This is a genomic window from Hominenteromicrobium sp., from assembly GCF_046974225.1.
Classification (GTDB): Bacteria; Bacillota; Clostridia; order Oscillospirales; family Acutalibacteraceae; genus Hominenteromicrobium; species Hominenteromicrobium mulieris.
In genome coordinates, this window is the sequence record NZ_JBKWAE010000005.1 from 172,737 (window position 1) to 180,237 (window position 7,501).

At 49.8% G+C, this 7,501-nt stretch carries 6 protein-coding genes; all 6 read left to right on the top strand.

The features are described from left to right. Positions 1–6 precede the first annotated feature (6 nt). A complete protein-coding gene (locus ACLTX1_RS05890) occupies positions 7–498 on the top strand; it encodes a PrgI family protein (RefSeq protein ID WP_395590928.1) in 492 nt (163 codons plus the stop codon). Further along, positions 443–2,779 carry a VirB4-like conjugal transfer ATPase, CD1110 family gene (locus ACLTX1_RS05895; protein WP_395590929.1) on the top strand — a complete coding sequence of 779 codons (2,337 nt, stop codon included), beginning with the start codon at positions 443–445 and terminating at the stop codon, positions 2,777–2,779. Before ACLTX1_RS05890 ends, ACLTX1_RS05895 begins: the two co-directional genes overlap by 56 nt. Continuing rightward, entirely contained in the window at positions 2,760–4,475 is a 1,716-nt protein-coding gene (locus ACLTX1_RS05900) for a peptidoglycan DD-metalloendopeptidase family protein (RefSeq protein ID WP_412330624.1), read from the top strand. Before ACLTX1_RS05895 ends, ACLTX1_RS05900 begins: the two co-directional genes overlap by 20 nt. Before the next feature lies 1 nt (position 4,476). Next, on the top strand, positions 4,477–4,986 hold the full coding sequence (locus tag ACLTX1_RS05905) for a hypothetical protein (RefSeq protein WP_412330625.1): 510 nt from the start codon (positions 4,477–4,479) through the stop codon (positions 4,984–4,986). An 87-nt stretch (positions 4,987–5,073) separates the two neighbouring features. Continuing rightward, positions 5,074–6,141, top strand: coding sequence for a hypothetical protein (locus ACLTX1_RS05910; RefSeq protein ID WP_412330626.1), 1,068 nt, complete (start codon positions 5,074–5,076; stop codon positions 6,139–6,141). 45 nt (positions 6,142–6,186) lie between these two features. Next, positions 6,187–7,501 (top strand): helix-turn-helix domain-containing protein (locus ACLTX1_RS05915; RefSeq protein ID WP_412330627.1); only part of this gene is annotated, 1,315 nt, incomplete at its 3' end.

The following is a 7,501-nucleotide window of genomic DNA, read 5'->3' on the forward strand; positions in this document are numbered from 1 at the left end:
AGAGTTATGCAAATCAAAGTAAACCAAGAAATACGAGATATTAAAGATGAGTTCCTATCCGGTTTATCTGTGCGTCAGACTATTTGGAGTGCTGCAGCGCTATGTGCGGGCTTTATCACTTTTTGGAATGTATATACGCGTTTCGGCAGTACCGATATGGCATCGTTCCTTACGTTATGCGCAAGTGCGCCGTTGGCCTTGATAGGCTTTTTTAAGTGGCATAAAATGTCCGCCGAACGTGTGGCGTTATGCTGGCTGCATGCGCTCTTGATGCCTCGCAGGCTTGTTTTTAAGGGCAGCAATATACACGCAAATGAGATTGAACAGCTTTGCACAGCCGCACGTGCGGTCGAGCTGAATGAAATGAAGAACAGAAGGGAGAAAGGCAAAGATGCTTTGGAAAAAGACCTTGAGGGGCGCGGAGCAGTATCAACAGGGAAGCATGAAAATTCCGCGCAGCACGCAGGAGATGATCCCGGTCAAGCACATTCTGAATGATGGTACATTCGTACTTGACAGCGGAGAATATTCCAAAATGTTTGCGTTTACGGACATCAACTACACGGAGCTGCGCGATGAAGAAAAGATGCGTCGGCTTGTGGATTATTCAGCACTGCTCAATTCTATCGATAAAGGCATTTACGCGAAGATCAGTATTTTCTTTCGACCGATACGGCAGGAGCAGTTTGAGCGCGATGTGTTGATCCCGATGAACCCGGAAGATGAGTTGGATGATTATCGGGAGAATATGAATACCGTACTGCGGGAACAGGTGCGCGGTACGCTCGGCATGACGAAGCAGGCGTATCTGACGATAACAGCAGGACGAAGAAATGATGAAGATGCCGCAGCGTTTTTTGCTCGCGTGGAGGGAAATTTAATCAGTAGTTTTCAGGCGCTCGGTGTGGAGCTGCGTGCTGTGCCTTTGTCTGAACGTCTGCGTTTGCTGCACGATATTTACCGGCCGGGTTTAGAGGAAACTTTCCGATATGATGCTCACGCAGAAAAAAAGCTCGGCATGAACTGGAAAGACAGCATTGCACCGCTCAGTGCGGAAGCTCTCAATTCCTGTACGCATTTGAAGATCGGCGGCCGATACTGCAAAACGCTGTTCCTGAATGCCTATCCGATATATCTCAACGACCGCATTGTTTCGGATATTGCCTCTATTGGCAAGCCGATGATCTTTACAATCGATTTTCTGCCGATACCGAGCGCCGAAGCGATGGCGGAGGCGGAAAGCCGCAGTATGGCAATCGATACGAAAATAGTAAACTATACGCTGCACCAACAGCGCAACGGCAATTACAGCGGCAGCGTGCCGTATAAGCTGATGCAGCGTGCGGCGGGAGTACAGGAAGTCATGGAGGCTATACAGGAGCGCGACCAAAACTTATACCTTGTTACCGTCACCGTAGCACATTTTGCCGATACGCGGGAAGAACTGGAAAACGATGCTGAAAGCATCATGAGCAAAGGAAAATCCATTTCCTGCCAGTTTCTTCCGCTCCTTGCACAGCAGTACGAGGGACTGAATACGGCATTGCCTTTTGGGCGTCCGTTTATTCAGGCGGATCGATTGCTAACAACGCAGGCGCTTGCCGGTATTTGCCCGTTTGCAGCGCAGGAAATCTATTATCCGGGCGGCTCGTGGTTCGGTATTAACGCAAAGACGAAACGTCTCATTACCATAAACCGCGATATGCTGATGAGCGGCAACAGCCTTGTGTTGGCGACGACCGGCGGCGGTAAGTCGTTCCACATCAAGGAGGACGCTTTGCAGGTCGCACTGAAAGGGGAGGCAGACATATTTTTCGTTGACCCGGAGTGTGAGTATGTTGTGGCGACACAAAGGCTTGGCGGAACGGTGATCTCCTTATCTCCGTCTACACAGCACAGGATCAATCCGCTTGAGATCAGTGCCGACCCCGATGACCGCAGCAGCGAACCGTTGAAAGAAAAGCTTGAATTTGTCATGTCTTTTTGCCGTATCTTGCTTATGGAAGATGGCAACGTGCTTGACGGCAAAATGAAAAGCCTTTTGGATCGTTGTGTGCGAAAGCTGTATGCGCCGGTCGTGGCGTCCGGTTATACAAAGTCGTCGCCGCTGCTTGGTGATCTGTACCGTATGCTGAAAGAGCAGGATGCGCCGGAAGCGCAGGAACTGGCGCTGCGTATGGAAATTTATACCTCGGGCTCTTACGATATGTTTGCACAGCCCACGAACGTCGATACACAGGCGCACATCATCGACTATGACCTTTCAAAGCTTGGTGAAGGGATGAATGCAGTCGGTATGCTCATTGTCCTTGAATCGATTTACAGCCGCCTAATGGACAACTGGCGGAAAAAGAGGCACACGTACATTTATATCGATGAGATCATGACGATTTTCCGTAACCCATACGCGGCACAGTATTTTGCATCGCTTTGGCAGCGTATCCGCAAGCGTGGTGGCTATATTATCGGAGCGACCCAGAACACAACGGAAATACTCAACAGCCCGGAGGCACGCAAGCTGCTCGAAAACAGCTACATCATCACGATGCTGTATCAGTCTGCACCGGACAGAGACGTACTTGCGGAAATGTTTAGCCTGTCTGAGGCGCAGAAGCAGGCGCTTGCCAAGGAGCAGTACGGCACAGGACTCATCAAGGTCGGCAGCACGATTGTGCCGTTTGAAAACGATTTCCCGACCGATAATCCCTTGTATCAGCTGATGTCCACAAAGCCGTCTGACGGATGGGGGCAAGAAGTAAATGAACATTACGACGTATGAGAACACGGTAAAGAAAGGCACGATCAAGGCGCACGGGCGCAGTGACGGTTTACGGGAAATGTCAGAGCAGCTCTCCGAGATGCAAAAAATCGTCACTGCACCGATGAGCGTTGATACGCCGGAGCAAGATGGGGACAAAGCGCCGGAAACGGCTGCGGCGGATCAAGTCGTCGGCCGTGCAAAATCGACGGCAGGAGCGGTTAAGGATGCTGTGACGAGCGAGATCAAGCGCGCTGTGCGAAAGAGTAAAAATAACCCCGTTGAACGAGGTGTACAACCGTCGTCGAAAAACTCCCCGTGGCGGCCGACGTCGCGTGCAGGAAATACGGTGCAGGCATCGTATAAAGCTGCATCCAAGACTGCGTATAGAAGCACCTCCGAAGCAGTGTCACGTGTAGCACGCGCCGGTGCACAGCAGGCAGCTAAGACGGCCACTGTGGAGACTGTAAAAGCTACGGCAACCGTAACTGCCGGTGCAGCGACGGCAGGAACCAGCGTGGCCGTACAGGCTGCGACCGAAACGGCTAAAAAGGTAACGGTTGGCACGGTGCAAAAAATACAGGAAAGTGCGCAGACGGCTACGGCTGTACATGCGCACGATATGGCACGTGCGGCGCAGCAGCACGTAGCAAATAAAACGAAAGATGTACCCGCGACGGACGCCAAAGGATTACCTAAAATCCTCATGGCAATTTGGATCGGCATGGTTGTGCTGTTATTAGTCTTTTCAAACAGTTTTGGCAGCTTAGCGAGCAGTGCCGGACGTGCGATAAATCTAAACGACCGCGTGGAGTCCTACCGCGCATCCATTACATATTGGGCACAAAAAGACGGCATACCCGAATATGTTGAGGTTCTATTGGCGCTGTGTATGGCAGAGACCGGCATTTTGGATGATCCGGAAGACCCGTTTGCGTGCTCCGAATCCGGCTTGGCGGTAAAACAGCCGAATGGCATAACTGACCCCGAGTACAGCATTGAGATCGGTGTATATTGCTTTAGCCTCAAGGTGAAAAAGACCGGCTGCAAATCACCGGCAGACAAGAATAATTTGTTCAAGGCTTTGCAGGCATACAACATGGGCGACGGCTTTATCGATTTCTGCGATACATATTACAGCGGGGTATGGTCAGTCGAGTGCGCGAGAGCTTATTCGAAAAAAATGGGCGGCGGCAGCACTTACGGGAACCCGAATTATATCGAGCAATTTTTGCGATGCTATACGTTCGGTACGATTTCGGGAACGTATCCGGGAAGTCTGAATGCACACGGTCTATGCGCACCGCTTGAGCCGGGATGGGAGCAGAACATCACGCAGCATTTCGGCGGCATGTACAGCGGTTCGCCGCACAAAGGAATGGACATCGGTATGCCGGAGGGCACGCCGGTGTATGCAGCCGCAGACGGCAAAGTGACCGTTGCAAATGCGTCGGATTCGTGGGGCTACTCATGGGGCTATTACGTTAAAATCAACCACGCAGAGGGCGTAGACACGCTGTATGCGCATCTATCCAGTGTGGCGGTATCTTATGGGCAGTATGTGCATCAGGGCGACGTGATCGGTTACGTGGGCAGCACCGGAAATTCATCCGGCAACCACTTACATTTTGAATTATATTTAGAAAATAACCGAGTTGACCCGTATCCGTATATCGGGACGGATTTACTCAGCAAGTATCTTGAAAGGGTGTTTTAATATGACAATCAAACAGGCTTTTATTGGGATTGTTACGGCTATTGCACTTGTGATTGCGGTGCTGATCTCGCAGATCGTGCGTATCAACACAATGACCGGTGATCTGCAGGAGGCGCAGATACGCATAGAGGCATTGGAGACCAAAGCCGCAGCAACGCCAAAACCCACGGCTACGCCGGAACCGAGCACAGAACCGACCGCGACGCCGGAGCCGGTGGTCTACGTGGTGAGCCCGGTCAGCGAGTTCAACGCGTATAACGTAGAGGCAGCGCCGTATTACTGGCTGCCTGTCCCGGATGCAGAGGCAGACGGGACACTTGAAGCCGGGACAAACATGGTCGTGTCCGGCGTTTGCGGAGAGTTTTACTACGCTATGCTGCCGGATGGCACATATTTCTATATTCCGCAGTCGGCCGTAGCGCAAGTGCCTGAGGCTACTCCGGAGCCGACACCAGAACCTACGCCCGAACCCGCACCGGAGAGCGCGGCGGAAACTGAAAATGTTTCGTGAACTCAAGCTAAAAATGCAAAATATGCTTGATTTTTAAAAATAATCATGATACAATGCAGTAAAATAAGTCGATGGAGGATCTGCTAAGTGATAGAATTCATGAAAAAAGGCATACAACGAACCTCTATTGAGCTAAGTGAAGCAAATTATGAATTAGTTCATTTATATGCGTCATTGGCCAATGGTAAGTTAACGTATGTCCTTAACTATATCATTAAGATGATGGTAAACATCCCAGATGAAGTACGCAATAATCTTATAGACTTCTGTCGCGAACGGCTAATTGAAGCTCAAGAGAACTCATATACCTTTGATGAAAGAGTCAAAGCGCGTATCGACGCTTATAAACGGCTTCTAAAATTTTTGGAGGGCGCTACAACCAAAAAAGATGTTGTTTTATCTGGCGATGTCGCTAAGGCAAAGTCGGTGATAACCTTTGATCTCTCTAATTTTCGGGTTGCTTCGCGGGAGGCTAAAAAACTCGGAACGACATTCTCGAGGTATTTGAATTATCTGATTTCTTTAACGTTAGGTATTCCTGCTCTGGTGCAGGGAGAGCTTTCGGTTTTTTGCGCTCAAAAATCAGCTTCTGTGGATGAGCAAAACAGCTTATACTGGATGTATCGCGAGCGAAACATACAAGAAAGCTATAAAGAATTAGCCATTTTTTGGGCACAGAAAGATCCATACACAAAAGAGAAAAATATATTGCTGAAAAGAACGGACATGAAGGATGGGTATATTGTATATCCGGCAGATTGGGTTGTGCTTGACGGCGTACAGTGCGATGCTAAAGATAGTGTGCGTGCCTGCGTAATTGAGGTGAAAAACGGCAAGAAATACGGGATGCCACACTTTTTGTTCTTTACAAATAAAGACGTAGGCGATCCATTTACGATAGATGAAGAAAATGCAATATATTTAGCTTGTGTAAAGGCAGTGCCTAATTTTGCACAGGTTTTGCGAGACGGAGTGGATCAGCCGACTATGCCGATGTCAGACCCAAGATACCAAGAGGCAGCCAAGCGTTTTTTGGCTAGTCCCATACCTGGGATTTTTTTCATTCCGGCAACGGATGACCCATATTACTGTATGCAGGACGAGCCACTGTTTGGCTGCCGTATTGTGCGCAATATAAGCAAAAACGAAGACTAAATCCATAAAAGCTAACAGACTAAACGCAAAGGAGAGGCAAGACCGATGAACGACTTTTACGCGACATTAGACCTTAATATCAGCAGCCTTACCCCTCGCAGCGTAAAGCTGTTGGCTTTTTTACAGGCGCATGCAGACAAAGAGGGTGTATCCTTTTGGAGCAAACGAAAGACCTGCGAGGCGCTCGGAATCAGTGAATCGACCTATGCACGTGCTTTGCGCGAGCTGACGCGTGCGGGCTTAGTGGAAGTTAAGCCGCGCTTTGATGAGAACGGCCGTCAGCGCAGTAATACATACCGCGTTGTGAACACCAAGGGGCTCAAATATCGCGCAGACATGGATGATGTAGAGAAGCTGCACCACCGTGAAATGAAGGTATACAGCCAGATCATGCTGCAAATCGGTGAGGATAGCTGGGCGATTTCACGCCGCAGCCTTGCCGATGCGTGCGGATGCTCAAAGCGCTCTATTTCGCGCCTTGTAGCAGCCTTGCGCGATAAGGGGATCCTTTGTGTGCGTGCGGAAGATCGCAGTTTTATGGGCAATAAGGGGCAGAGCTTCAATCGTTTCCGTCGGTACAAACCGGCGGAACTTTTGCTTTTGCGCTGTATTTTACTCATGCTGCTTTCTTCTTTGAATACCCCCGTAGTCAAATGTGACACCCCTATGAACCCTTACCCCCAGCTACAGTTTTTATTCCTGGTTAAGGAGAAGGGGTATACGGTATTTAGAGTTTACAGAGAGAATAGAGTAAACAGGAAGAATCAACTATACCGCAAGTATAAGCGCGCAAAAGTGGCGCTTTGCGGTGAGGAAAGGAATATCATGACAGAGATCATTTATGCAAAACCGCAGTACAAGCAGTCCCGTATGCCGGGAAAAGAGCTGTGTTGGCGTGTGCCGGAGGACATGCCGCTAAAAAATGAGAAGTGGGCATTGGTTCCGTGCAAGGAACATCTATATCTTGTGGAAATCTTGCGCAAGGAGTGGGTGGAGGACAATATAGCCGAGCAATACCGTCGTGTTTACGCGATAGGCAGCACACGAGAAGAGTTAAAGCCGCCGATAGGGCGGGTGCATCTCATCGATGCAGACAGGATCGATATGCCCGGCGAAGTAAGCTATCACGCCGTTGAAAACTCGAAGCTTTCTAAGCCGGATGTGATGGAGCTGCTGCAATACCCCATCGGTGTGACGCTTGAAACGGGCGGTCGATACCGTGTGTTTCTGGGGGCATATCGGTTTTGGTATCTGAGAGAGTGTCTGCACTGGACAAAAATCCCGTGCTATGTTTACAAGATCAAGCGGCAGATACGTGATCCTCGTGAACGGCGCCGCCGGGAAATTCATCGCAGGCAGC